Raw genomic sequence first — 22,586 nt, forward strand, 5'->3', positions numbered from 1 at the left:
GCGGCACGCGAGTGTCGTTATGGTCCAGGGCCTGATCGTCCTGTATATACGATCGCGTGCACATAAGCGCGGTGGTCCCACATGTCGACGTCTCAGCCCAGTTTGGTGGACTCCGCTCCGGCCGGCGCCCAGGCAAAGATGTTGCCGGTTCGCTCCGGTCCCGTCCGCTCGATCCTGATCCTGCAGACGAAACAGATTGGCGATCTCGTTCTTGCCTCTGCGCTGGCGAGCAATCTGCAACTCGAATATCCCGGCGCCCGCATCGTCTTCCTCTGCGACGGCCGCTTCGCCGGTCTCCTTACGGCCAACGACATCGCCTCGGAGGTCGTGACCTTCCGCCGTTCCCATATGCGCGGCACGCCGCTGCGACGCGCGCAGGAACTCGTTCTCACGCTGTTTAGATTGCGCGGCTACCATTTCGACATGGCCATCGACATCACCGATACGAAGACGTCGCGGTTCATCTCAGGGGTGGTCGGTGCACGGGTCCGCGTGGGATATCAGCCGCCCGATGGACTGATGCGTTGGCTCCAGCTCCGACCGGCCAATGTCACGGCAAAGCCGTTCGGCTATGGCGAGCGGCACTTTCTGTACCGTTATCTTTCGCCGCTGGAGGCGCTTGGCATAGACCTGCGCCTGCCGGTTCCAGCCATCCAGCCGCCGCCGTTTGAGACGACGAAAGCCTTGGCGCTGATGGACAAGTTCCAACTTCGGCCGAACGCTTTCGTCGCGGTGCACGCTGGGGCAAGCTTCCCCGGGCGCCGTTGGCAGCCCGACCGCTTTGCCGCCGCAATCGACCGTATATCGGCCGAAACCGGCCTGGACGTCGCTCTTGTCGGCGGTCCGGATGAGAAAGATGTGGCCGGAACGATCATGGCGACCGCGAAGACGCCGATCGTCAATCTGGTTGGAGCGCTCCCGCTCGAAACCTTGCCGGCGCTGTTCAAGCAGGCGCGGCTGTTTCTCGGCAACGACAGTGGGCCCATGCACATGGCAGCCGCGGCCGGCACTCCTGTCGTCGGCCTGTTCGGCCTGCAGAGCCCGACCCGCTGGGGACCGGTCGGCGCCCCCAGCATCTCGATGAGCCCGGCCATGCCTTGCGACTGCGTTGGCGGTGACCTGTGCGAACGGCCCGACCCCAACAAGGCTTGTTGCGTCTGGCGCCTGGAGGTGGATCCGGTCGTCGACGCCGCGCTCGAATTGCTGGCGCGGACGGAGACGGTCCAGCAAACCGCGGTCTAAGGCCTAAGCAATTTTTCGCGACTGCTGCCTTTTGCGCTGTTTGCCGTCCCTATTTTTGCCTAGATGCCAGTCTGTTGAGACAAGTCTTGTAGGGCAGGCGTTCTTGGCGCGTCGCGGCGAATGCCCGGGCGCCCCGGCTTGGAATGGATGATGGGTTTGCTTAGAAACGCTCTTTGCGCGATGGCGCTGTCGCTGTTCACCGCGTCGGCAGGCAATGCCGCGACGTTGGTCGAGCCGACGCTGCATCTGAAACCGCAGGGCGTTGAAGGCGCCGGCCGCGTCGCCCTTACGCTCGACGCCTGCGGCGGCAAGACCGACACACGGATACTTTCGGCACTTGTCGACAACGGAATACCGGCGACGATTTTCGTCACCGGCATTTGGCTCAAGCGCAACGCCGCCGCCGTCGAGATCATGCGGGCGCATCCTGATCTGTTCGAATTGGAAAACCATGGTGGCCACCACATTCCGGCGGTCGATACGCCGCGGAAGATCTACGGCATCCGCAGTGCCGGCAGTCCGGACGCCGTGCAGGCCGAGGTTGAATCCGGCGCCGCCGCCCTGGCCAGCGCGGGCGGGCCGGCGCCCAAATGGTTTCGCGGCGCCACCGCCGAATACAGCCCCTCGGCGATCGCCATGATCCGCAAGCTGGGCTTCAAGATCGCGGGTTTCTCGGTCAATGCCGACGGCGGCTCGCTACTCGGCGCGAAGGAGACGGCACACCGCATCGCCGCCGCCAAGGACGGCGACGTCATCATCGCTCACATCAACCAGCCGACCCATGCGGCCGGCGAGGGGGTGGTTCAGGGGCTGCTCGCCTTGAAGCAGAAGGGCATGACCTTCGTTCGCCTGGACGATGCGGAAGGCGTGGGCAACGACGGCACGACGGATTGACGACGCGGCGCGCGAGGATCGTAGCGTCGTCATTCCAGGGTCTTCGCGACGGAGCTTCGCTCCTGCTCCGCCCTGGAATGACGACCGAATGGCGTTTCGGCCAATCTCAACGTCTGCAATAATCCAGCCTATCGCTCAGTCGGGCTTGGCTTCGACCGTCACCTTGTTCGTGTAGAACGCGCCGTGGTCGCGGATCTCGATCATTTCGTCGAATGGCTGCTCGTAAGCCCACATCGCGTCCTTGCCGGCCTCGCCGGCGGCCTGGACGCTCCAGTAGCTGGCATCGCCCTTGTACGGGCAATGCGTCGAGTGCTCGGTGCCGACGAGCCTTTTAAAATCGATGTCGTCGAACGGGATATAGAAGGCTGCCGGATATGGCGGTTCCGACAGCACCTTGGCCCGGGTCGATCTGGCGATGACGGTGTCGCCCGCGCGCACCGTGACAGTGCCGCGATAGGGTTCGATGGTGATTACCTTGTCCGGGTTGCGCTGGAATCCGGGGGCGGGGTTGGCGAGCTTGTCCATGAAAGGTCTCCTTGCGGGAGATTTAGATGTGTCGGGCAAGCGCACCGCGCAAGCTCGCGCGGCGCGAGGCCTCATCACCATTCCTTGAACGTCTGTCGCCCAGCCGTCAGGCGGCCGTCTTGAAGGCATCCATGAGGCCGGCATAGGCGGCGGCAATGCCTGCGACTGGATTGGTGCTTCTCGCCGCGGTTTCGACCTTGAGCGCGCCGCCGGAGGTCGGCAGTGTGAGCAGCAGGAACTGGCGATTGCCGGCGTCGCCAATGCAGGCGGCCGCGACATGCTCGCCCTCGGCGCCGTTTTCAACGCGCATCTTGAACAGCAAGGTTCCGCCGACGGCCTCAAGCGCGCCGCCAACGACTTCGGCAAACTCATCTTCGGAAACGGTTTTGGTGTCCGGCGTCAGATCGTCCAGACTTTCGGCAAGCGTGCTTTCGAGGGTCTTTTCGTCGAGCTGCGCGTCCATGCGAATTACTCCATTCGCCAATCTCACCCAGCCCGTTAATGAAACTTAACGGCGACGATGGCCGGATTATGGCGGTTTTCGCAGGGTCTTCATTCCATCCACCGTCTTGAACTTATCGCCGCTGGACAATCTGCCGGATCGTTTCACAATGCGTGAAACAACGACGCGAAAGCGCAACGGGAGGAACGGATGCTCGGACTGATGCAGCCATGGCCGCTGCTTTGCCACAAGCTGATCGACCATGCCGAACGTCAACATGGTAGCCGCGAGATCGTTTCGCGCTCGATCGAGGGGCCGATCGTGCGCACCACCTATGCCGAAATTCATCGCAGGGCGCTCAAGGTGGCGCAACGGCTGGAGCGTGACGGCTTCGCGCTTGGCGACCGCATAGCCACGCTTGCCTGGAACACGGCCCGCCATATCGAGGCCTGGTATGGCATCATGGGCATCGGCGCGATTTACCACACGCTCAACCCGCGGCTTTTTCCCGAGCAGATCGCCTGGATCATGAACAATGCCGGGGACAAGGCGATCTTCGTCGACCTGACCTTCGTGCCGATCCTGGAAAAGATCGCCGGCGCGGTTCGCTCGCTGAGACAGGTGATCGTGCTGACCGACCGGGCGCATATGCCGCAAACGTCGCTGGCAAATGCCGTAGCCTATGAGGAATGGCTGGCCGAGGCCGATGGCGCCTTTGCCTGGAAGACGTTCGATGAGAACACCGCCGCCGGCATGTGTTACACCTCGGGCACGACAGGCGACCCGAAGGGCGTCCTTTACAGCCACCGCTCCAATGTTCTTCATGCCATGATGGCCGCCATGCCCGATGCCATGGGCATGTCGACCCGGGATGTGATCCTGCCCGTGGTGCCGATGTTCCACGCCAATGCCTGGGGTCTCGGCCAGAGCGGCCCGATGATCGGCGCCAAGCTGGTGATGCCGGGTTGCAGGATGGACGGCGCCTCGATCTATGAGCTGCTCGATACCGAGCGGGTGAGCTTCAGCGCCGCCGTGCCGACCGTCTGGATGATGCTGCTGCAATATCTGGAGGAGACGGGCAAGAAGCTGCCTTATCTGAAGAAGGTCGTCATCGGCGGCTCGTCCTGCCCGCGCGCCATGACCGCCAAGTTCCATGACAATTACGATGTCCAGGTGGTGCATGCCTGGGGTATGACCGAAATGTCGCCGCTCGGCACGCTCTGCACCATGAAGCCGCAATACGAGACACTGACAGGCGAGGCGCGCCTGGACATCCAGGGCAAGCAGGGTTTTCCGCCCTTCGGCGTCGAAATGAAAGTGACCGACGACGCCGACAACGCGCTGCCCTGGGACGGCAAGACCTTCGGGCATCTCAAGGTGCGCGGCCCTGCGGTGGCGTGCGCCTATTACGGGGGCGCCGGCGCCGATCAGTTCGATGCCGATGGTTGGTTCGACACCGGCGACGTAGCCCATATCGACGCCAGCGGCTACATGCAGATCACCGATCGCGCCAAGGACGTCATCAAGTCAGGCGGCGAGTGGATCTCGACCATCGATCTCGAAAATCTGGCCGTCAGCCATCCGGACGTTGCGGAGGCGGCTGCGATCGGCGTCCCGCATTCCAAGTGGGGCGAGCGGCCCTTGCTCGTCGTGGTGCGCAAGCCCGGCCGAGAGCCGAGCAAGGGAGACATCCTGACCTTCATGAGCGGCAAGGTTGCGAAGTGGTGGATGCCCGATGACGTCGCCTTCGTCGGCGAAATTCCACATACGGCTACCGGCAAGATCCAGAAGACCAGCTTGCGCGACCAGTTCAGGGACTATCGCCTGCCGACCGATTGATAAAATGTTCGATCTTTCGGCTTCAAGCCGGCGCCAAAAACCTCTAAGTCTCGGTTCGGACTGGGGTAATGCGGCACACGATGGCGACAATTCCTGAACGACAGACGTCGAGGGCGGCCGGCTGGTCGCGGCGGATCGGGGTATTTTCGCTCGTCCTTTTGCTGACTGTTGTGACCGCTTACCGGCTCGATCTTGTCGAGACACTGCCTTTCCTGTGGGTGCTTGCGCTCGTCGCGCTGCTTGCGGCGCAGGCCCTGCTGCTCGCTGGCCTTGGCCTTTCGCGGGTCTGGAGTTTTGGCGATCGCGGCGGCCGCGATCTCAGCGTCGGCGCGCTGCTGGCGCTTCTGGTGCTCGCGCCCTACGGCGTCGCCGTCTACTGGGCGACGATCTATCCGCCGCTGCGCGACATCTCGACCGATCTCGACGATCCGCCGGCGCTGGACATCAGCGACCGCACCGGCGACATGAACGAGTTGTCGCCGCCGACGCCGGGTGAGCAGCGCCTGCAGGCCGATGCCTATCCGTTGGTCAGCGGGCGCAGCTACAATCTGCCGTTCGAGACCGTCGTCGATGCTGTCGAAACCGTGCTCGACCGCCGCGACTGGCAGCTGACGGCGCCTTATCCCGACATCAACGGGCAAAGCGAGGCGACGATCAATGCTCTGGCCAAAGGTTTCGTGCTCGGACTGCCGGCCGACGTCGCTATCCGCGTAACCGACGACGGCGAATCGGTGACCGTCGACATGCGCTCGGCCTCGCGCTACGGCCGCTATGACCTCGGCGACAATGCCGCGCGCATCACCGAATTCCTGGGCGAGCTCGATCAGGAAGTGGCGGGGCAGGTAGGCCCGGCGCCCGCGCAATAGCTATGCGGGCGTGAAAATGCCGTCGATTGCGGGCTCGCCCTCGGTCGCGACCAGGCCGCGCGCGACGAGGTCCTCGAGATGGGCGAGCACCGACAGGGCCGCAGCGCCGTGCAGGCGGGGATCGGTGTCGCGATAGATCGCCGCGACCATCTCCTTGATCGTCCTGTCTCCGGCGCGGACGCGCTCCAGGATCGCCCTTTCGCGCATCTTGCGGTGGGTCTTCAGGCCGCGCATGAAGCTGCCGGGCCTGGTCACGGGCCCGCCATGGCCCGGCAACAGCAGACGGTCGTCGCGCGCGAGGAGCTTGTCGAGGGAACTCATATAGTCGGCCATGGCGCCGTCCGGCGGCGCGACGATAGAGGTCGACCAGGCCATGACATGGTCGGCTGAAAACAGGGTTCCGGTTCCCTCGAGGGCGAACACCGCATGATTGGCGGTGTGACCGGGCGTAAGCACGGTGCGGATTGCCCAGCCATCGCCCTGGGTGAGATCATTGTCGGCCAGCGCGACATCGGGAATGAAGCCCAGATCGGCGCTGGCGTCGAGCGGATTGACCTCGCCGATGCGCAAGGCGCGCGCCGGCCGATGCGGGCCTTCGGCAAGCAAAGGAGCGCCGGTGCGCTCTTTCAGCCGTGCCGCCAAAGGCGAATGGTCGCGATGGGTGTGGCTGACGAAGATGTGGCTGACCGGCCTGCCGCGGATCGCCGCCAGCAGTGTTTCGAGCTGGGCGTCGTCTTCCGGCCCTGGGTCGATCACCGCCAGCGCATCGCGTCCGACGATATAGCTGTTGGTGCCGTGGAAGGTGAACGGGCTCGGATTTCTGGCGGTGATGCGCAGCACGTCCGGCGCAACCGTGACCGCCTGGCCATAGGCCGGGTCGAAGCTGGTGTCGAATTCAAGGGCCATGCCCGGCTCCGTTGCAATGCGGCAAAACGATTGCCGCTCGATGCGGAAGCCAATATAGGAAAATCAGAGCCAGCAAATCAGCCACAACGGGGAAGACCATGGTAACTGCAACCACGATGCGTCCGCTTGTTTCTCTCACTCTGCCGGATCGGGGCGCTGCCCGGCTCGCCACGCAGCTCTTTCTGGCGCTCGCCGGAACCCTGCTGCTCACGCTTTCGGCCAAGACGAAAGTGGTGCTCGGCCCGGTCGACATTTCGCTGCAGACGCTCGCCGTGCTGTTGATTGCCTCGGCGTTCGGCCTGCGGCTGGCCGTCGCGACGCTCGTTCTCTATCTCGCCGAGGGCGCCGCGGGCCTGCCCGTCTTCCAGGGCACGCCGGAAAAGGGCATCGGCATCGCCTATATGCTGGGCTCCACCGGCGGCTACCTCGCCGGCTTCGTGGTCATGGCGGCGATCGCCGGCTGGGCCGCCGATCGCGGCTGGGACCGCAATCCCTTCAAGCTGTTCGGCGCCATGCTGACGGCCGAGGTCTTGATGATGGCCATGGGCTTTGCCTGGCTGGCCATGCTCATCGGACCGGAGAAGTCCTGGCAGTTCGGCGTCCTGCCCTTCATCGCCGGCGACCTGATCAAGGTGGCTCTGGCCGCCAGCCTCGTGCCGGCCGTGTGGGCGCTGCTCAAGCGCGGCTGAGCTCGAGCAAAATGGAAAACGGCCGGCGGCCCGAAAACCCGCCGGCTTTTTCGTGTCCGGCTTTCTGTGTGCGCAATCGGCCGCCTGGCCAGTTCCTCCAGCCCGACGAGGCTGCAAGTGGCGCCATTAAATCCGATGTTAGTACATGCGGGGATATAACTAACGAGCCGACACACGAAACTCGACCCGCGGGCAGCTCGATATCCGGGCATGCCCCGGCAGTTCGACGGAGAGCCTGTTGAAAGGAATAATCCTGGCCGGGGGGAGTGGAACACGCCTCTATCCGCTCACGATAGCGGTTTCCAAGCAAATCCTGCCAATCTACGACAAACCGATGATCTATTACCCGCTGAGCGTGCTGATGCTCGCGGGAATACGTCAGATCATGGTCATCTCGACGCCGCGTGACTTGCCGGTCTTCCAGGCTCTGCTCGGCGACGGCTCTGAATTCGGCTTAGAGCTTTCCTATGCCGAACAACCGCAGCCCAATGGCCTGGCCGAGGCTTTCATCATCGGTCGCGATTTCATCGGCAGGGACAATGTTTCGATGATCCTCGGCGACAATATCTATTTCGGCGATGGGCTGTCCAAGCTCTGCCGGGCCGCGGCATCGCGCGCAAGCGGGGCTTCGGTCTTCGCCTACCATGTCGAGGACCCGGAGCGCTACGGCGTGGTTTCGTTCGACAAGGCTACCGGCAAGGCACTGACGATCGAGGAAAAGCCGCTCAAGCCGAAATCCAACTGGGCCGTCACCGGACTCTATTTCTATGACAACAGGGTCGTCGACATCGCCTCCACTATCCAGCCCTCGGCGCGCGGCGAGCTAGAAATTACGGCGGTCAACAACGCCTATCTCGAGCGCGGCGAACTGCAGGTCCACCGCCTCGGCCGCGGTTATGCCTGGCTCGATACCGGCACGCATGACAGCCTGCACGAAGCGTCATTCTTTGTGCGCACCATCGAACATCGCCAAGGCATCAAGGTCGCCTGCCCCGAGGAAATCGCTTTCGAGCAGGGCTGGCTCGACGCCGACAAGGTGCTGGAACGCGCGGCGCGCCTCGGCAAGAATGAATATGCCGCCTATCTGCGCAGGCGCGTCGCCGATCTGATGGAGGATCAGGGTGCTTGAGGTCAGGACGCTCGATCTGGAGGGTGTGCTTGAGATCGTGCCGAAGCGGCACGGCGATGCCCGCGGCTATTTCTGCGAGACCTGGAATGCGGAGCGCTTTGCGCAGGCCGGCATCGATCTGACCTTCGTGCAGGACAACCATTCCTACTCTGCGGCCGCCGGCGTCCTGCGCGGCCTGCACTACCAATTGCCGCCGCGCGCCCAGGACAAGCTGCTACGCGTCGTTCGGGGCAGTGTCTTCGATGTCGTCGTCGACATCCGCCGTTCGTCGCCGACCTTCGGAAAATGGTCGGCATTGGAGGTCTCGGCCGAGAAGGGAAACCAGATTCTGGTGCCGAAGGGATATGCGCACGGCTTTGTCACGCTCGTGCCGGACACCGAGATTCTGTACAAGGTCACCGATACCTATTCGCCGGAGCACGACCGGTCGATCCGTTTCGACGACCCCGCCGTCGGCATCGCTTGGCCGTCGCTCGCCGGCGCCTTCCAGCTTTCCGACAAGGATCGCAAGGCGCCGCTGCTCGGCAGTGCAGAGGTTTTCGCGTGAGGCAAGAGGGCGCGCTGAATTTCTTGGTCACCGGCGGCGCCGGCTTCATCGGCTCGGCGGTCTGCCGGCATCTGTGCACCAACCCCGCCTACCGCGTCACCAATCTCGACAAGCTGACCTATGCCGGCAATCTCGCATCGTTGCGGCCGATCGAGAACGCCCACAATTATCGCTTCGAGCAGGCCGACATCCGCGACGAGCGCGCAGTGCTCGACATATTGCGCCGCGACGACATCGACATCGTCATGAACTTGGCCGCCGAAAGCCATGTCGACCGTTCGATCGATGGCCCCGGCGCCTTCATCGAAACCAACATCGTCGGCACCTACCGCATCCTCAACGCCGCGCTGGAATACTGGCGCGGGCTGCCCGAGGCTCGCCAAGGCCGCTTCCGCTTCCACCATGTCTCGACCGACGAGGTGTTCGGCGACCTGCCCTTCGACGGCGGCATGTTCGTCGAGGAGACGCCCTATGCGCCGTCCTCGCCCTATTCGGCCTCCAAGGCCGCCTCCGACCATCTGGTGCGCGCCTGGCACGAGACCTACGGCCTGCCGGTGGTGCTTTCCAACTGCTCGAACAATTACGGGCCGTACCACTTCCCGGAAAAGCTGATCCCGCTGGTCATCCTCAACGCGCTCGACGAGAAGCCGCTGCCGGTCTACGGCGCCGGCGCCAATGTGCGCGACTGGCTGTTCGTCGAGGACCACGCGCGGGCCCTTGAGCTGGTGGCCACCAAGGGACAGCCGGGCGAGAGCTACAATGTCGGCGGCAGTTCCGAGCGCACCAATCTCGCAGTCGTCGAGACGATTTGCGATCTTCTCGATTTGAGGCGGCCGCGCGCGGGCGGCAAAAGCTACCGCGATCTGATCGCCTTCGTCACCGATCGCCCTGGACATGACCGCCGCTACGCCATCGACGCCTCCAAGATTGCGCGCGACCTGGGCTGGGCGCCGCGCGAGAATTTCGACAGCGGCCTGGCGAGGACCGTCGACTGGTACCTCGACAACAAATGGTGGTGGGGGCCGATCCGCGAGCAGCGCTACGCCGGCGAGCGGCTGGGCCATGGCCCTGCTCACGCCGGAAAGACCGAAGCCGAACCGGCCGAAAGCCGGCGGGCCGACAGCGCGAAGGTGGCCACGTGAGGCTTGTCGTTACCGGACGCGAGGGCCAGGTTGCCTTGAGTCTCATCGAGGTGGCGCGAGGCCGCGGCGATGTCGAAGTCGTCGCCGCCGGCCGGCCGACGCTCGACCTGGCGCGGCCGCAGACCGTATTTTCGGCGCTGGCAGCGGCAAGGCCCGACATCGTCGTCTCGGCCGCCGCCTACACCGCCGTCGACCAGGCCGAGGACGAGAAGGACCTGGCCTTCGCGGTGAACGAGACCGGCGCCGGCAAGGTGGCGGAGGCCGCGGCGCGGCTCGGCGTTCCCGTCATCCATCTGTCGACCGACTATGTCTTCGACGGCGCCAAGGACGGCGCCTATGTCGAGACCGACCAGACCGCGCCGCTCGGCGTCTACGGCGCCTCAAAGCTCGCCGGCGAACAAGCGGTGGCGGTGGCCAACCCGCGCCACCTCATCCTGCGCACCGCTTGGGTCTACAGCCCCTTCGGCAAGAACTTCGTCAAGACCATGCTGAGGCTGGCTGGCGACCGCGACGAGATTTCGGTCGTCGCCGATCAATGGGGCAATCCGACGTCGGCGCTCGACATAGCCGACGCGATCCTGCACGCGGCGGCTGTCCTTGGTCAGGACAAGCGCACCGCCTTCGGCGTCTATCATCTGGCCGGCGGCGGCGAGACCAACTGGAGCGGCTTTGCTCGTCACATCCTGGATGCGAGCCGGGCGCTTGGCGGTCCGCATGGCCGCATCCGCGATATCGCGACCGCCGACTACCCGACAAAAGCGAGGCGCCCGGCCAACTCTCGGCTGTCGAGCGCGAAATTCGCAGCTGCGTTCGGCTGGACCGCGCCGGATTGGCGGGAGTCGAGCCGAACTGTCATAAGTCGTATTGTCGCCGATAGTCCCGTCTCGGCACGCTAGTCGAAAGCCTTGGCCAGGGACTTCACGCGCAATAGGTCAAAGATAAGCAAGCCAGGAAGGGCGCCGAATGCGCGATCTCCGAGGCGGACACGAAGCCGGCGGATGGCCGCGCCCTGTCGCTTCGCCAGCTCTACCATGCAATGGGAAGAAAAAACTTCTGGCGATACGCCCGACTCCGCGCTATTGCGGTAGCGGGGTAAGGGGTCAGGGACTTGCAATCTAGAGTGGCGGCGGATGCTATCTGATCCGGTGCCATTCGGGTGGTGAGTCCCGTGCCTGGAGTTCAGTGCCACCCTATGACGTCCTATGTAGAAGCCGTATCGGGACTCCGGCCGAAGATGCGGCGCGCCATCATCATGATCCAGGATCTCCTTATGGTCCTGGTCGCCGTGGCGTTGAGCCTGATTCTGTCGCAGTCGCGACTTTCGTTCGATGCACTGTCCTATGCCGGACTGGCCTGCTGGCTGGTCATCGTGCTCGTCGCCCATCTTCTGTTCAGATATTGCGGTCTCTACAACACCGTCTGGCGCTTTGCTTCCACGCCCGATTTCTTCAACATCCTGAAGGGTTGCGGAATACTGACAGTGGTCCTTTACTTGACCTCGCTCGCCTTCCGCTTGTTTTTCCAGCCTGTCGCCGGTCTCAACGAACGCCAGTTCATAGTTTTCTTCCTCGTCTCCTTCACCATTATTTCGGCGCCGAGACTTTACTACCGCTTTCTTCGCGACGGCGCCAGCTGGCGCATCCTGCGCCGTGCCGCCGGCGACGCGCCGATCAGGCAGGCGCTCTTCATCGGCCGGCTGAGCGAAGCCGACGTGATCGTCCGCTTTACGCGCACGGCAATGCCGGCGGAATATGCCATCGCCGGCATCATGGCGACCGAAGGCGATGCGCCGCTCGGCACGCAGATCCAAGGCGTTCCCGTGGTGGCGGTCCGCCCGCGCCTGGTCGACGTTCTGGAAGAATATGTCAGAGGCACCAAGAATCTCGACTTCGTCATCTTCGGCAAGGGTGTCGAGCGCGAGATCGAGGACTATGCGGAGCTGGTGCGCGTTGCCCGTCACAGCGGCATCACCGTCGTCCAGTTCTCCGGACTCTCCGAACTGGGGCAGGGCGGCAAGCTGGTTCTCGACGCGGTCGAGATGGAAACGATCATGCGCCGTTCGGCCGTCGCCACGGACATCGAGCGCATCGGGGCTTTTGTCGAAGGCAAGCGCGTCCTGGTGACAGGCGGCGCCGGCTCCATCGGCCGCGTGCTCGTCAAGCGCTCGCTGCAGCTGGGCGCCGAGGCGGTTTTGGTGGCCGACAATTCCGAATTCGGTATTTTCCAACTCGACCAGCTGGTCGAGGAAAGGGAGCGCGATCGTCTGACCAGCCGCATCGCCGACGTCACCGACCGGCGCCAGATGATGCGCCTTGTCAGGGAGTTCGAGCCCGCGATCATTTTCCACGCCGCGGCGCTGAAACATGTGCCGATCCTTGAAGAAAACTGGGAGGCGGCGATCGAAACCAACGTGTTTGGCACGCTTGCCTGCGCCGAGGTCGCCGCCAAATGCGGTGTCCCGCAGTTCCTGCTCATCTCCAGCGACAAGGCGGTGGATCCGACATCGGTGCTTGGCGTCACCAAGCGGGCGGCCGAGCAGATCGTTGCCTCGCTGCATGAGACGCACGCCGCGCGCCCGTCCATGTCGAATGGCGGCGGGCTGAACGGCCATGACGTCGCGAGCCGCCATCCAGGCACCAAATTCATCGCCGTGCGCTTCGGCAATGTCTTCGGCTCCAACGGCTCGGTGGCGACGATCTTCCAGGCACAGATCGAGGCCGGTGGCCCGCTCACCATCACCGACCGGCGCATGACCCGCTATTTCATGACCGTGGCCGAGGCCGTCGACCTGGTCATCATGTCCGCCGCCGATGCCGAGCAGCGCCAGGGCGCGGATGACTACGCGATCTATATGCTCGACATGGGCAAGCCGGTGCCGATTCTCGAAGTCGCGGAAACGATGATTCGCATGGCCGGCAAAAACCCGTATACCGACATTCAGATACGCTTCACCGGCGTCAGGCCGGGCGAGAAGCTGCATGAGACGCTGCACGGCGAGAACGAAGAAGTGGTCAAGCTCGATATCGCCAAGATTTTCGGCCTCAGGACCGAGGTCGTGCGCTGGGCGAAAATCCAGGCCGGGCTGACCGCGCTGCAGGCCGCCATCCGCGATCAGGACAAGGCAGCGGCGCTCGCGGTGCTGATGGAACTGCATCAGGACCAGAACATTCCGGAGCGCGACATGCCGAAAGTGGCAGGGCAAACGGCTTAGCCTGTCTTGCATAAGCGCAGCCACCCAAGCGTAACCGAATATAAGCGGGATGCGCCGCTCCTGTTACGCTTGGGATCTGAACCGTGACGGCGAAGCGCGCGCTCGACTTGGCGGTCGCCCTCCCGATGCTGGTGGTGGCGGCTCCCGTCCTGCTTGTCGCGATGCTGGCAATCCGGGCGACGTCGCCCGGCCGGGCCATTTTCTCGCAAATCCGCGTCGGCCGGGGAGGAGCCCTCTTTGCCTGCCACAAATTGCGAACGATGCGTCGCGAAACGCCGTCATTGCCCACCCACGAGGCGCCGGCCGGTTCGGTCACCGCAATCGGCAGGGCGCTGCGCGCAACCAAGATCGACGAGTTGCCGCAGCTGTGGAATGTGCTCAAGGGCGAGATGAGCCTTGTCGGGCCGCGTCCATGCCTGCCGACGCAGACGGAACTGATCGAACGGCGCCGGGAATTGGGCGTGCTCACCGTGCTGCCGGGCATCACCGGCCTGGCGCAGATCAAGGGGATCGACATGTCGGATCCAAAACTCTGCGCCGAGACCGATGCGGCCTACATCAAGGCCGCCTCCATCGGCCTGGACCTCAAGATACTGCTGGGCACGTTCTATCGCGCATAGAGCGTCTCACCGTTCGCGCAGAACGGCGAACCGCTCTATTTTCCTTGTTTGACGCAATTCCGGATGGAAAACCGCTTACGCTTTTCCTGGAATTGCTCTAACCGGCCCGCCGCGCCAGCTCCTCGAGCCGGCCGAGAGTATCGCTTTCCGGCGTCCAGCCTTCCGAGGCCAGCAGCGTCGGGTCACAGGTCTGCGTCGCCACCAAGGCTTGCCAGGACGCTTGCTTGCCAAACAGCGTGGCCGTCAGGCGGAACGGCCAGGCCGGCGTGGGGAGAAGCCGGGCCGGCCGGCCGTATCCGCGCCGGAAGGCGGCGATGATTTCAGGCATGGCAACCGGCGAAGCATCGCCCAGGACGTAGGTTGGGCGCGGCGGCATGGGACGGGTCAACAGATGCGTCACGGCGCCCGCGACGGCGTCGACCGATATCAGCGAACGAACCCCCCGCAAAGCGCCGGTCGGCAATGGCAAGCCGGTGGCTGCGAGCCGCATCAGCCCGCGCAGGTTCCCCTTCATGCCTTCGCCATAGACCGGCGGCAGCCTCAGGGCCGTCGCATCTGCGCGCCGGCCGGCCGTCGCGAAGGCCTCCAGCATTGCGATCTCGCCTTCGCGCTTGGAGCGCCCGTAGGCGCATTGCGGGGCAGGGGGCGTGGCCTCGTCGATGGTGCCGCTGAAATCGGGCCCCGCGACGGCGCGGATCGAGGAGAGATAGATGAAGCGCCCGTCGGTGCGCGTGGCGGCTGCCCGGGCGAGCCGTCCCGTCAGCACCGCATTGACGGTTCGCAAGTCGGCCTCGCCGGCGCTGCGATCATTGTTGAGCGCCGCGCAATGGACGACATGCCTCACATCGCGCATCAGCGCCAGGAAGGCTTCCTCCGGCGCATCGGCGCCGGGCAGCACGAGGCAATCGTCGGCGCCTGCCGGCCTTTGCGGCAGCCGCGACGCGATCCGTATGTCGAATCCGGCCTCGTGCAAGCGGCTGACGATCTGGCGCCCGACGAAGCCTGTCGCGCCGGTGACCAGGACCTTCATGATTGCCGGCTGGCGCCCGTCGCCACGGCAGGCGCGCTTTTCCCGGTCGGCGCTATCGTCCGCCCGGACGCAAGATAGGTCCCCGAAATCAGGAACACCATGAGCGTCGCGTCGAGTATGTCGTGGCCGATGAGGATGCCGGTCAGTCCGCCGGTGAGATAGGTAATGACCGCGACAAGGACCATCGTGGCGCCGAACCGCTCGACCGGATCCGCGCTGAGGCGCAGCGTCCTCGCCGCGTTCCAGGCGGCAAGGACGAAGATCGCAGCCAGCGCAAGCGCTCCCAGCAGGCCGGCCTCGACCAGCGCCGTCAGGAAGCCATTGTGGAAATGGCTGAAACCCTGGTTCAGGCCGAACTGGTTCTGAAATCCCTGCTTCATCAACTCCCGGCTGGCCGAGATGCCGTGGCCGAAAATCGGCATCGCGCGAAACGCGGCAGAGCCGATTTCCCACATTGCCACGCGCAACCCGAGCGCCGTCGAATGGTCGCCATTGGCGTTCAGCGCATCCCAGTCGCTGACCAGGAAGTCGGTCCGATCGAGGATGACGCGAGAGCCGATGGCGGCAATCACCAGGGCGACGGCGACGCCGATCACCGCGAAACGCGCCACGCTGGCGCTGGCGAACCGGCGGCGATTGACGAGAAGGACGACGATGCCGGCAATCGGCACGGCCACCCAGATCATGCGCGACCCTGAATAGACAATCGCGACGGCTCCGGCGATCGCCGCGGTAACCAGCAGCTTCCAGCGCTTCTCGATGCCTGACAGGGCGCCGGCAAGGCACATCATGACGGCCAGACAGGTAACGGTTGCGAAGACGATCGCGTTGCCGGCGCCGCCTTCGGCCCTCATGCCGAACCAATGATACTGGGCGACGGCGATCGCCAGTGCTCCAAAGCAGGCCGTGGTGCTAGCCAAAATGGCTATGCGTGCCAGCGTGATCTTCTCGGTGATGCTCCAGCTCGAATACGAGATGGGCAACAGCAGCAAGGTGACCAGCGGCAGGAAAAACCGCAGATCGGCCGCCAGCCTGCCGTTGACGATCGAAGCCAATATCATGGCCGCGCAATAGGCATAGATCGCCGCCGTCAAGGCGAGCATCGGCCGGTCGAGGTTGAAGCGCCGCCGTTTCGTGGCGAGCAGCACCGCCGACCACACGCCACCGGCATTGAAGGCGATGCTGACCAGCGATCCGAGCACCGGCGGCGAAAAAAAGCAGACGATCGAGAAATAGACGTTGATCTGTGCGGGCGTAAGGTGGCGCCGGAGCGTTGTAAACGGGTTCAATGCCTTGCTTCGCAATTTCCAGGTTGCGCCCGGGATCAGTAGAGCCAGCCAAAGCTGCCTCGATGAACTCCGTTTGCCGCGCCTTGCCCGCTCCCCTGGCCCGTATAGCCGTTGGCGCCTTTCCGCGATAGGGCAGTCGCCGATGTTCTGCCAGAAATCCCCGGCGAACACCGGAGAACCTGGGGGCCGTCCGCAAGCCAGAGCTTTTCTTCGCTTCGGCGTTTCGGCCGCCCTGGCAGGATTTTCCGCTTTGCCGGGCTCGCTTGGAAAATTCGTTCTCTATTCATCCCGCGCGGCGTGGGTCTTGCATTGTTATGGGCGGCGCCGATCTGTTAGAACGCCCGCACGAAACAGTTTGTCTAAAGTGAAATTTGCGCCCGGGCGGCATGGAATTGCGCCCGCAATGCAAGATTGCCGCTCGACGACACGAGAGAACGCTCGACAGTCCATGAATATCGCGCTCACGCATCTGCAGCGGCTTGAGGCCGAATCCATCCACATCTTCCGCGAGGTCGCGGCATCCTTCTCCAAGCCGGTGATGCTCTACTCGGTCGGCAAGGATTCCTCGGTGCTGATGCACCTGGCGATGAAGGCTTTCTATCCGGCCAAGCCGCCTTTCCCGTTCCTGCATGTCGACACGACCTGGAAGTTCCGCGAGATGATCGCCTTTCGCGATCAGATGGCGCAGAAGCTCGGCTTCGACCTGCTCGTCCATGTCAACGAGGACGGCGTGCGCGACGGCATCAATCCCTTCGACCACGGCTCCAACACCCACACCCATGTGATGAAGACGGTGGCGCTGCGCCAGGCGCTGGACAAATACGGTTTCGACGCTGCTTTCGGTGGCGCCCGCCGCGATGAAGAGAAGTCGCGCGCCAAGGAGCGTATCTTCTCCTTCCGCAACGCCCAGCATGCCTGGGACCCGAAGAACCAGCGGCCGGAGATGTGGAAGATCTTCAACACCCGCATCGCGCCCGGCGAATCGATCCGCGTCTTCCCGCTGTCCAACTGGACCGAGCTCGACATCTGGCAGTACATCCTGCAGGAGAACATCCCGATCGTGCCGCTTTACTTCGCCAAGGAGCGTCCGGTGGTCGAGCGCGATGGCATGCTGATCATGAAGGATGACGATCGCATGCAACTGCGCTCCGGCGAGACGATCGAGAATCGCCTTGTGCGCTTCCGCACGCTGGGCTGCTACCCGCTGACCGGCGCCATCGAGTCGGACGCCGATACGCTTGACGCGATCGTCGGCGAGATGTTGACCGCCCGCACGTCCGAGCGCCAGGGCCGCCTTATCGACCGCGACGAAGCAGGTTCGATGGAAAAGAAGAAGCGCGAGGGTTATTTCTGATAATGCGCCACATCATGGCCAAGAGCCTCGCCTCGACCGATTCCATCCGCGACTACATGGCCGCGCAGGAGAAGAAGTCGCTGCTGCGCTTCCTCACCTGCGGTTCGGTAGACGACGGCAAGTCGACGCTGATCGGCCGGCTGCTTTCCGACACCAAGCAGATTTTCGAGGACCAGCTCGCGGCGCTCGAAAAGGACTCGCGCAAGCACGGCACAACCGGTGACGACATCGACTTCGCGCTCCTGGTCGACGGCCTGGAGGCGGAGCGGGAGCAGGGCATCACCATCGACGTCGCCTACCGCTTCTTTGCTACGCCGAAGCGCAAGTTCATCGTCGCCGACACGCCCGGCCATGAGCAGTACACGCGCAACATGGCGACCGGCGCCTCGACCGCGGATCTCGCCATCGTGCTGATCGACGCGCGCCAGGGTGTGCTGCGCCAGACCAGGCGCCATTCCATCATCGCCTCGCTGCTCGGCATCCGCCACATCGTGCTTGCGGTCAACAAGATCGACCTGGTCGGCTTCGACAAGGCCATGTTCGACCAGATCGTCGCCGACTATGGCGAGTTCGCGCGGGGGCTCGGCTTCGTCAGCGTCGTGCCGATCCCGATGTCGGCACGCTTCGGCGACAACGTCACCAGCCGTTCGGAGCGCACGCCCTGGTATTCCGGCCCGTCGCTGATCGAGCATCTGGAAACCGTGTCGGTCGACGAGGCCGCCATCGAACTGCCGTTCCGCTTTCCTGTCCAGTATGTGAACCGCCCGAACCTCGATTTCCGCGGCTTCGCAGGCACCATCGCCTCGGGCACCGTCGCGCAGGGCGACGAAGTCGTCGTTGCCAAGTCAGGCAAGGCGTCCCGCGTCAGGCGCATCGTCGCGCATGGCGGCGACCTCGAGCAGGCGGTTGCCGGCCAGGCGATCACGCTCGTCCTGGAGGACGAGGTCGAGGTGTCGCGCGGCAACTTGCTGGTGTCGCCGGCAGCGCGACCCCAGGTCGCCGACCAGTTCGCCGCCAACATCGTCTGGTTCGACGAGCAGGCGCTGCTGCCCGGCCGATCCTACGTTCTGCGTACCGAAACCGATCAGGTCAGTGCCACCGTCACCGAGCTCAAATACCGGGTCAACGTCAACGATTTCGCGCATGAGGCGGCGAAGTCGCTCGACCTCAACGAGGTCGGCGTCTGCAACCTCTCGACCAGGGCGCCGATCGCCTTCGATCCCTTCGCCGAGAACCGCACCACCGGCGCTTTCATCCTCATCGATCGCATCACCAACGCCACCGTCGGCGCCGGCATGATCCTGCATTCGCTGCGCCGTGCGGAAAACATCCACTGGCAGTCGCTCGACGTCGGCAAGCGCGGCCGCTCCGACCTGAAGAACCAGCGCCCGGCCGTGTTCTGGTTCACCGGGCTCTCCGGTTCGGGTAAGTCGACCATCGCCAACCTGTTCGAGAAGAAGCTGTTCGCGTCCGGCCGCCACACCTACATCCTCGACGGCGACAATGTCCGTCACGGCCTCAACCGCGATCTCGGCTTCACCGACGCCGACCGCGTTGAAAATATCCGCCGTGTCGCCGAGGTGGCCAAGCTGATGGCCGATGCCGGCCTGATCGTCATCGTCTCCTTCATCTCCCCCTTCGCCGCCGAGCGGCGCGTGGCGCGCGAACTGATGGCCGAAGGCGAGTTCGTCGAGGTGTTCGTCGACACACCGTTCGAGGAATGCGCCCGCCGCGATCCGAAGGGCCTCTACGCGCGTGCCTTGAGCGGCGAGATCAAGAACTTCACCGGTGTCGATTCGCCCTATGAGGCGCCGCAGAACCCGGAAATCCATCTGAAGACGCTCGGCAAGAAGCCGGAAGAGATGGCGGAAGCCCTGGAGCACTGGCTGAATGAGCGCGACATTGCCGAGGACCAGTACGACAATGGCGGCGGTATCTGACGACGAGGCGATGCTGGGTGTTTTCGAACGCCTGGCGCTGGAGGCCGGGCGCGAGGTGATGCGGGTCTTCCATGAAGGCTGCACCGTCGACAGCAAGGCCGACTCCTCGCCGGTGACGGAGGCCGACCGCGAAAGCGAGAGGATCATCCTTGCAGGACTGCGCGCCGCCTATCCGGACATCCCTTGCGTGGCCGAGGAAGAGGTCGCGGCGGGTATCGCGACGCCCGATCTCGACGGCGCCTTCTTCCTGATCGATCCGCTCGACGGCACCAAGGAATTCGTCAACCGCCGCACCGATTTCACCGTCAACATCGCGCTGGTCCGCCATGGTGTGCCCGAAGTCGGCGTCGTGTTCGCGCCGTGCACCGGGCGCTTCTTCAGCGGCCGGCCGGGCAAGGCCGAGGCGATCGACGTCGACGCCGATTATCGCATCACCCGCCGCCGGCCGATCAGCGTGCGAGAGGGAGGCACGCCGCTCGCCGTCGTGGCCAGCCGCTCGCACAACACGCCGGAAACCGAAGCCTTCATCCGCGATCTCGGCGCCGCCGAGATCGTCTCGATCGGCTCGTCGCTGAAATTCTGCCTGCTCGCCGCAGCGGAAGCCGACGTCTACCCGCGCTTTGGCCGCACCATGGAATGGGATACGGCAGCGGGCGATGCGGTGCTGCGCGCCGCCGGCGGCATGACGCGCACGCTGGACGGCGAGCCGCTGGTCTACGGCAAGCGCAACCAGGCCGGCGACACGGATTTCGCCAATCCGCATTTCATTGCGACGGGTAAGGGCGCGTAACCTCCCAGCTTGAGGGCCGGCAGGCCAGAGGGGTCGCCGCGCGTGAAGCGGCGACTTTCTCGTTCGTTTCGCTCCCGGCAACACGGCTGTCGGCTCTCATCGGCTTGATCGAGCCCGGCTTACCCAATCCGGCCAACCGGCCCGATCGGCTCTGGCACCGTCCAGTCAAGACAATGTGGTCCGCAGTGCGATGCGCCTCGCAAGCTGCGTCTGATGAAGAAGCCTTCCGCACCCCTCACGAGAGGTCTGCGTTGCTGATCTTTGGCCCTGTCATCCACGGCGGTGCCGGAGGCACGTCCTTGATGACGCCGATCTTGCGGGCCCAAGCCGTAAAGGCCTTGTGCGCGGCCTCGACAGGCTTCCGGCCGTCGTAGGCCGAGTAGCACGCCTCACAGGCCGCCGCGTGAAGGAGCCCACGCCTTTCCACGGGCCATTCTTCCAAAAACTCAATAGCATCCATCACGCAGTCGATCTTTTGGATGTAGCCATCCTCTCCTACGAAAACCGGCCGCTTGAAAGCATCACTTTCCATGGTGACCTCCCTTCAACAACTGACCCTGGTGATCGTTTCGGAGACGTATTTCTCCTGTTCGAACACCTGAATGCCGGGCTGGACACAAGGGAAAAGATTGGAAGCACCTCTTTTCAATTCAAGAGGAGCAGCCGAGACGAAGGCACCTCGATAGCGCAGTGAGCATCGAATGGCGGGCCTGCTTCCGTGGTCACGAACTAAGAGCGAACGACCAGCGGCACCAGGCCCTCGTGCCGCTCGTCGAGATAGCAGACGACCCGGTCGCCGACGCGCTGGAAATTGAGATCGACCTTTGCCTCGCCCACGGCCAGGTGCCGGATGACGATGTTGTCGATGCCTATCGGCAACCGTGGGCGTTCGACATTGATCTCGCGCTTCCAACCATCGATGCGGATCCCCAGACAGGCCTGCAGCATCATGAAGGCGGAGCCGGCCGACCATGCCTGCGGCAGACAGGCGACGGGATACGCGATCGGTGCATCGCCGATGGCCCGCGTAAAGCCGCAGAACAGCTCCGGAAGCCGCATATGGAAACGGACCGCCGCCTCGAACATGCTGCTCATAAGCTTCACGACACTGGTGCGCTCCTGGTAGCGGGCGAGCCCAGCGGCGCAGATTGCCGTATCGTGCGGCCAGATCGAGCCGTTGTGATAGGACATTGGATTGAATGGAAGCTCGTCGTCGGCCAACGTGCGAACGCCCCAACCGCTGTTGAGATGGCCCGACAGCAGCTGCGCGGCAATTGATTGGGCCCGTTGCGCTGACGGCAGCCCGACATACAGCAGGTGACCGGCGTTGGAGGCCCGCACCGCGCATTGCTTGCCTTCTCCGTCGATTGCCAAGGCGTAGAAATTGCGGTCGGGCATCCAAAACTGCGTCTCCACCGCGTTGCGGATCCTTTCTGCCATGCCGCTCCAGTGCGCTGCCTTGGCGACATCGCCGCGCTTGGCGGCCAGCGCAGCCATGCCTTGATAGGCTGCGAAGACGTAACCTTGCACCTCCACCAGTGCGATTGGTCCCTTGGGGATCGTGCCATCGGAACGGAAGATAGCGTCTGCGCTGTCCTTCCAGCCCTGGTTGAAAAGCCCCGTATCTGCCGCCCTGCTATAGGTCACGAAACCGTCTCCGTTGCGGGCTCCGACCTCCTCCATCCACGCGACGGCCGCACACAGCGAATCCCACATGCGATCGACGAACTCGTCATTGCCCGTGCGATCGGCATAGGACCAGGCCAGGTAAACATAGAGCGGAGTGGTGTCGACGCCGCCGTAATAGCGGCCGAACGGCAGCTCGCGCAGCACAGCCATTTCCCCCTTGCGCGTTTCATGCATGATCTTGCCGGGCTCGGCATCGTCAAATATCGAAGTCTCTGTCGATTGATAGCGGGCAAGGAACGCCAGCACCCCGCGGGCAAGCTCGGGGTTCAGCCACAGCATCTGCAAGGCGGAAATGACGCCGTCGCGCCCGAAGGCGGTCGAGAACCAGGGAATACCGGCGTATGGATATGGCCCCGTCTCCAGATCGGTGGTCAGCAACGCAATGTCGGCGCGCGTGCGCGCGAGCCAGTCATTGAACACGCGGCCGGAGCTGAAGACCGTG

Annotated in this window: 21 protein-coding genes; 14 read left to right on the forward strand and 7 right to left on the reverse strand. The window is 64.0% G+C overall.

Translation table 11 applies throughout. The features are described 5' to 3' along the window. The first annotated feature begins 105 nt into the window (after positions 1 to 105). A complete protein-coding gene (locus F3H96_RS17925; RefSeq protein WP_244620055.1) occupies positions 106 to 1,242 on the forward strand; it encodes a glycosyltransferase family 9 protein in 1,137 nt (378 codons plus the stop codon). A 150-nt stretch (positions 1,243 to 1,392) separates the two neighbouring features. Further along, the gene (locus F3H96_RS17930) at positions 1,393 to 2,136 is read left to right on the forward strand and encodes a polysaccharide deacetylase family protein (RefSeq protein WP_149803055.1); all 744 of its coding nucleotides are present in this window, start codon (positions 1,393 to 1,395) and stop codon (positions 2,134 to 2,136) included. 135 nt (positions 2,137 to 2,271) lie between these two features. On the opposite strand, the gene F3H96_RS17935 is transcribed toward F3H96_RS17930, so the two are convergent. Further along, a complete protein-coding gene (locus tag F3H96_RS17935; RefSeq protein ID WP_149803056.1) occupies positions 2,272 to 2,661 on the reverse strand; it encodes a DUF427 domain-containing protein in 390 nt (129 codons plus the stop codon). Between the two features lie 106 nt (positions 2,662 to 2,767). After that, complete coding sequence (locus F3H96_RS17940) at positions 2,768 to 3,124, reverse strand: hypothetical protein (RefSeq protein WP_149803057.1); 357 nt, start codon at positions 3,122 to 3,124, stop codon at positions 2,768 to 2,770. A gap of 189 nt (positions 3,125 to 3,313) precedes the next feature. On the opposite strand from F3H96_RS17940, the gene F3H96_RS17945 reads away from it, so the two are divergent. Together F3H96_RS17945 and F3H96_RS17950 are read left to right on the forward strand one after the other, a co-directional pair. Then, positions 3,314 to 4,942, forward strand: coding sequence for a fatty-acid--CoA ligase (locus tag F3H96_RS17945; RefSeq protein WP_149803058.1), 1,629 nt, complete (start codon positions 3,314 to 3,316; stop codon positions 4,940 to 4,942). Between the two features lie 80 nt (positions 4,943 to 5,022). Continuing rightward, the gene (locus F3H96_RS17950; protein ID WP_149803059.1) at positions 5,023 to 5,808 is read left to right on the forward strand and encodes a DUF1499 domain-containing protein; all 786 of its coding nucleotides are present in this window, start codon (positions 5,023 to 5,025) and stop codon (positions 5,806 to 5,808) included. Here the strand turns inward: F3H96_RS17950 and F3H96_RS17955 are convergent, their stop codons facing one another. Continuing rightward, positions 5,809 to 6,714 (reverse strand): MBL fold metallo-hydrolase, encoded by a 906-nt coding sequence (locus F3H96_RS17955; protein ID WP_149803060.1) that lies wholly within the window; start codon positions 6,712 to 6,714, stop codon positions 5,809 to 5,811. It lies immediately after the preceding gene. A 98-nt stretch (positions 6,715 to 6,812) separates the two neighbouring features. Here F3H96_RS17955 and F3H96_RS17960 point away from each other — a divergent pair, with 98 nt between their 5' ends. The 7 genes from F3H96_RS17960 to F3H96_RS17990 all read left to right on the forward strand — a co-directional run bounded on the left by F3H96_RS17960 (position 6,813) and on the right by F3H96_RS17990 (position 14,052). Continuing rightward, positions 6,813 to 7,403: a biotin transporter BioY gene (locus tag F3H96_RS17960; RefSeq protein WP_149803061.1), complete on the forward strand. Its 591-nt coding sequence runs from the start codon at positions 6,813 to 6,815 to the stop codon at positions 7,401 to 7,403. A 238-nt stretch (positions 7,404 to 7,641) separates the two neighbouring features. Next, complete coding sequence (rfbA, locus tag F3H96_RS17965; protein WP_149803062.1) at positions 7,642 to 8,532, forward strand: glucose-1-phosphate thymidylyltransferase RfbA; 891 nt, start codon at positions 7,642 to 7,644, stop codon at positions 8,530 to 8,532. Further along, positions 8,525 to 9,079, forward strand: a complete 555-nt coding sequence (rfbC, locus tag F3H96_RS17970) for a dTDP-4-dehydrorhamnose 3,5-epimerase (RefSeq protein WP_149803063.1) — start codon at positions 8,525 to 8,527, stop codon at positions 9,077 to 9,079. The genes rfbA and rfbC overlap by 8 nt, the downstream gene beginning before the upstream one ends. 14 nt (positions 9,080 to 9,093) lie before the next feature. Beyond that, positions 9,094 to 10,221, forward strand: coding sequence for a dTDP-glucose 4,6-dehydratase (gene rfbB, locus F3H96_RS17975; protein WP_244620057.1), 1,128 nt, complete (start codon positions 9,094 to 9,096; stop codon positions 10,219 to 10,221). Next, the gene (gene rfbD / locus F3H96_RS17980; RefSeq protein WP_149803064.1) at positions 10,218 to 11,117 is read left to right on the forward strand and encodes a dTDP-4-dehydrorhamnose reductase; all 900 of its coding nucleotides are present in this window, start codon (positions 10,218 to 10,220) and stop codon (positions 11,115 to 11,117) included. The genes rfbB and rfbD overlap by 4 nt, the downstream gene beginning before the upstream one ends. Positions 11,118 to 11,413: 296 nt before the next feature. Continuing rightward, positions 11,414 to 13,432 (forward strand): nucleoside-diphosphate sugar epimerase/dehydratase, encoded by a 2,019-nt coding sequence (locus F3H96_RS17985; protein ID WP_188131442.1) that lies wholly within the window; start codon positions 11,414 to 11,416, stop codon positions 13,430 to 13,432. Positions 13,433 to 13,515: 83 nt separating this feature from the next. Further along, positions 13,516 to 14,052 carry a sugar transferase gene (locus F3H96_RS17990; RefSeq protein ID WP_280177780.1) on the forward strand — a complete coding sequence of 179 codons (537 nt, stop codon included), beginning with the start codon at positions 13,516 to 13,518 and terminating at the stop codon, positions 14,050 to 14,052. 97 nt (positions 14,053 to 14,149) lie between these two features. Here the strand turns inward: F3H96_RS17990 and F3H96_RS17995 are convergent, their stop codons facing one another. Together F3H96_RS17995 and F3H96_RS18000 are read right to left on the reverse strand one after the other, a co-directional pair. Next, positions 14,150 to 15,082 carry an NAD-dependent epimerase/dehydratase family protein gene (locus tag F3H96_RS17995; protein WP_149803065.1) on the reverse strand — a complete coding sequence of 311 codons (933 nt, stop codon included), beginning with the start codon at positions 15,080 to 15,082 and terminating at the stop codon, positions 14,150 to 14,152. After that, the gene (locus F3H96_RS18000) at positions 15,079 to 16,371 is read right to left on the reverse strand and encodes an O-antigen ligase family protein (RefSeq protein WP_149803066.1); all 1,293 of its coding nucleotides are present in this window, start codon (positions 16,369 to 16,371) and stop codon (positions 15,079 to 15,081) included. The genes F3H96_RS17995 and F3H96_RS18000 overlap by 4 nt, the downstream gene beginning before the upstream one ends. A 448-nt stretch (positions 16,372 to 16,819) precedes the next feature. On the opposite strand from F3H96_RS18000, the gene cysD reads away from it, so the two are divergent. The 3 genes from cysD to cysQ are packed head-to-tail and all read left to right on the forward strand — an operon-like array spanning position 16,820 to position 20,455. Then, complete coding sequence (gene cysD, locus F3H96_RS18005) at positions 16,820 to 17,725, forward strand: sulfate adenylyltransferase subunit CysD (protein WP_244620056.1); 906 nt, start codon at positions 16,820 to 16,822, stop codon at positions 17,723 to 17,725. Positions 17,726 to 17,727: 2 nt separating this feature from the next. Next, positions 17,728 to 19,665: a sulfate adenylyltransferase subunit CysN gene (cysN, locus tag F3H96_RS18010; RefSeq protein WP_149803068.1), complete on the forward strand. Its 1,938-nt coding sequence runs from the start codon at positions 17,728 to 17,730 to the stop codon at positions 19,663 to 19,665. Between the two features lie 10 nt (positions 19,666 to 19,675). Beyond that, positions 19,676 to 20,455 carry a 3'(2'),5'-bisphosphate nucleotidase CysQ gene (cysQ, locus tag F3H96_RS18015; protein ID WP_188131446.1) on the forward strand — a complete coding sequence of 260 codons (780 nt, stop codon included), beginning with the start codon at positions 19,676 to 19,678 and terminating at the stop codon, positions 20,453 to 20,455. A 235-nt stretch (positions 20,456 to 20,690) separates the two neighbouring features. On the opposite strand, the gene F3H96_RS18020 is transcribed toward cysQ, so the two are convergent. Both F3H96_RS18020 and F3H96_RS18025 read right to left on the reverse strand, forming a co-directional pair. Next, entirely contained in the window at positions 20,691 to 20,987 is a 297-nt protein-coding gene (locus tag F3H96_RS18020) for a DUF982 domain-containing protein (RefSeq protein WP_149803069.1), read from the reverse strand. A gap of 197 nt (positions 20,988 to 21,184) precedes the next feature. Next, a partial coding sequence (locus F3H96_RS18025) for an amylo-alpha-1,6-glucosidase (RefSeq protein ID WP_149803070.1) occupies positions 21,185 to 22,586 on the reverse strand: 1,402 nt, incomplete at its 5' end.

Origin of the sequence: Mesorhizobium sp. NFR06, from assembly GCF_900115245.1 — a bacterium.
Lineage (GTDB): Bacteria > Pseudomonadota > Alphaproteobacteria > Rhizobiales > Rhizobiaceae > Mesorhizobium.

What these genes read in the sequence shown, in the direction of transcription:
- F3H96_RS17930 (WP_149803055.1), top strand. Translation starts at nt 1,393, where the DNA reads ATGGGTTTGCTTAGAAACGCTCTTTGCGCGATGGCGCTGTCGCTGTTC.
- F3H96_RS17935 (WP_149803056.1), bottom strand. Translation starts at nt 2,661, where the DNA reads ATGGACAAGCTCGCCAACCCCGCCCCCGGATTCCAGCGCAACCCGGAC.
- F3H96_RS17940 (WP_149803057.1), bottom strand. Translation starts at nt 3,124, where the DNA reads ATGGACGCGCAGCTCGACGAAAAGACCCTCGAAAGCACGCTTGCCGAA.
- F3H96_RS17945 (WP_149803058.1), top strand. Translation starts at nt 3,314, where the DNA reads ATGCTCGGACTGATGCAGCCATGGCCGCTGCTTTGCCACAAGCTGATC.
- F3H96_RS17950 (WP_149803059.1), top strand. Translation starts at nt 5,023, where the DNA reads ATGGCGACAATTCCTGAACGACAGACGTCGAGGGCGGCCGGCTGGTCG.
- F3H96_RS17955 (WP_149803060.1), bottom strand. Translation starts at nt 6,714, where the DNA reads ATGGCCCTTGAATTCGACACCAGCTTCGACCCGGCCTATGGCCAGGCG.
- F3H96_RS17960 (WP_149803061.1), top strand. Translation starts at nt 6,813, where the DNA reads ATGGTAACTGCAACCACGATGCGTCCGCTTGTTTCTCTCACTCTGCCG.
- F3H96_RS17985 (WP_188131442.1), top strand. Translation starts at nt 11,414, where the DNA reads ATGACGTCCTATGTAGAAGCCGTATCGGGACTCCGGCCGAAGATGCGG.
- F3H96_RS17995 (WP_149803065.1), bottom strand. Translation starts at nt 15,082, where the DNA reads ATGAAGGTCCTGGTCACCGGCGCGACAGGCTTCGTCGGGCGCCAGATC.
- cysD (WP_244620056.1), top strand. Translation starts at nt 16,820, where the DNA reads ATGAATATCGCGCTCACGCATCTGCAGCGGCTTGAGGCCGAATCCATC.
- cysN (WP_149803068.1), top strand. Translation starts at nt 17,728, where the DNA reads ATGCGCCACATCATGGCCAAGAGCCTCGCCTCGACCGATTCCATCCGC.
- cysQ (WP_188131446.1), top strand. Translation starts at nt 19,676, where the DNA reads ATGCTGGGTGTTTTCGAACGCCTGGCGCTGGAGGCCGGGCGCGAGGTG.
- F3H96_RS18020 (WP_149803069.1), bottom strand. Translation starts at nt 20,987, where the DNA reads ATGGAAAGTGATGCTTTCAAGCGGCCGGTTTTCGTAGGAGAGGATGGC.